Origin of the sequence: Pseudomonas sp. ACN8, assembly GCF_002303925.1 — a bacterium.
Classification (GTDB): Bacteria; Pseudomonadota; Gammaproteobacteria; order Pseudomonadales; family Pseudomonadaceae; genus Aquipseudomonas.
This window is the reverse complement of sequence record NZ_MRCS01000116.1, coordinates 1-1,315: the sequence shown is the minus strand read 5'-3', so window position 1 is coordinate 1,315 and position 1,315 is coordinate 1. Positions and strand designations below refer to the sequence as shown.

Annotated in this window: 1 protein-coding gene; it reads right to left on the bottom strand. The window is 56.8% G+C overall.

What is annotated here, in order from left to right:
• Positions 1-7 precede the first annotated feature (7 nt).
• Positions 8-1,213 carry an ISL3 family transposase gene (locus tag BSF44_RS29175; RefSeq protein WP_095946428.1) on the bottom strand — a complete coding sequence of 402 codons (1,206 nt, stop codon included), beginning with the start codon at positions 1,211-1,213 and terminating at the stop codon, positions 8-10.
• Positions 1,214-1,315: the final 102 nt, after the last annotated feature.

Sequence of the window (1,315 nt, the reverse complement as noted above, 5' to 3'; positions counted from 1 at the left end):
TGGTTCTTCACGGATTACCGGGAAAGACGCTCTTGATCTTCATGAAAAAGAATTCGCTGTCCCGGTAACCGTACGCCATCCGCTTGATGACCTTTATTCGATTGTTGATGCCTTCCAACTGGCCCGTATGCATCGGCCAGCGAACCCGGCTGACGATGCCCCGCCAGTAACCCTTCAGTCGTTTGGCAAACTGGATCAGAGGCGGTATTTCGCTTTCATGCGCATGGCGCAGCCATTGCTGCCAGGCTGATCGCCAGCCCCAGGCGGTGCTCGGTGTCCAAAGCGTTTTGAGTTCAGCCTTCATCAAATAGACCGTCATCAACGCTTGGTTGGCCGCCAGCAGATCCTCCAAACGCACCTGTTGCTCCGGCGTTTTCAGGTTCTGCGGGTTGCGCAGCAACAGCCATCGCGCTTGCTTGATGACCTTTCGGGCAGGCTTGTCATGACGTAGCCGATTAGCTTCATCGACGCGGACTCGATCAATCACCTCTCGGCCATATTTGGCCACCACATGGAAGAGGTCGTAGACCACGCGCGCTTTTGGGCAGTGCTGACGAACCTCCAGGTCAAAAGCGGTGTTCATGTCCATCGCCACCGCTTCGATGCGCGCGCAACCCTCTGGGCCTAGCTCTTCGAAGAATGGCCTGATCGCCGCACGGCTGCGACCTTCGCCAATCCACAGCACTCGCCGGGTATCGGCGTCCAGCACGACGCTGGCGTAACGATGACCTTTGAACAGCGCGAATTCGTCCATCACCAGGCGCCGTGGCTGCGCCTTCGGCAAAACACTCAAGGCCGCTTGCAAGGCTCGACGCTCCAGCAACCGCACGCTGCCCCAATGCAGCCCGAACAGTTGAGCCACGTGTTTTGTGGGCAGACGCTCGCAGGCTTGAATGACCGCCTCAGACAGGCGGCGCGTCATGCGGGCATAGCGATCCAGCCAACTGACGGCTTCCATACGTTTGCCGCAATCACGGCAGCCAACACGTCTGAGCAACACGCTGAGACGCACCGCACGGCCGAGGATGGGCAAATCACGAACGGTTCGCTGGCAATACTCATGCGTGGTTGAACAGGGCTTTTGGCAGCAGCCACAGGATGGGAACCGGGTGGCGTGAGGAGTCAGATCGATCTGTAGAGCGTCGCCATCGGGTTTGATGGTGACGACAGAAAAGCCCTCCCAAAAAGGAAGGAAAGTATTAATATCGCGCATAAGAACGCCGGTTTGTTAGATGTGTTTGCTCGCACGAACATCATCAATCAAATCGGCGTTCTTGTTTCTGTATTTCCCGGGATTCCGTGAAGAACCTTTTTT